The organism is Streptomyces sp. PKU-EA00015 (genome assembly GCF_013387495.1).
Taxonomy (GTDB): domain Bacteria; phylum Actinomycetota; class Actinomycetes; order Streptomycetales; family Streptomycetaceae; genus Streptomyces.
Genome location: NZ_JABZEE010000107.1, coordinates 1 through 558, shown reverse-complemented (window position 1 = coordinate 558; position 558 = coordinate 1). Strand labels below are relative to the sequence as shown.

The window sequence follows — 558 nt, the reverse complement described above, 5'->3', positions numbered from 1 at the left end:
CTGGAACGGGTCACCCACCTGCACCGCCGGCCGCTTCGTCGGCTTCGTGTCGTCGAAGGTCTCGGACGCGAGGACCGAGACGCCGCCGATGCCGTCACCACCGGTGCGGGCGCCGTACAGGATCACCTTGTTGCCGGGGCCGGACGCCTTCGCGAGATGGATGTCCTCGTGCTTCATCACACCGATACATCCGGCGTTGACCAGCGGGTTGCCCTGGTAGCACTCGTCGAAGACGACCTCGCCCCCGATGTTCGGCAGACCCAGACAGTTCCCGTAGCCGCCGATACCGGCGACGACGCCCGGCAGCACCCGCTTGGTGTCCGGGTGGTCCGCCGCACCGAACCGCAGCGGGTCCACCACCGCGACCGGACGGGCACCCATCGCCAGAATGTCCCGCACGATGCCGCCCACACCCGTCGCCGCACCCTGATAGGGCTCGATGTACGACGGGTGGTTGTGCGACTCCACCTTGAACGTGACCGCGTAACCCTGACCGACGTCCACGACGCCCGCGTTCTCACCGATCCCGACCAGCATGGCGTCGTTCTCGGGAACCTT

Annotated in this window: 1 protein-coding gene; it reads right to left on the bottom strand. The window is 67.7% G+C overall.

What is annotated here, in order from left to right:
* On the bottom strand, positions 1–558 hold a 558-nt coding region (locus HW130_RS34955; protein ID WP_256356532.1), incomplete at both ends, for an AIR synthase related protein.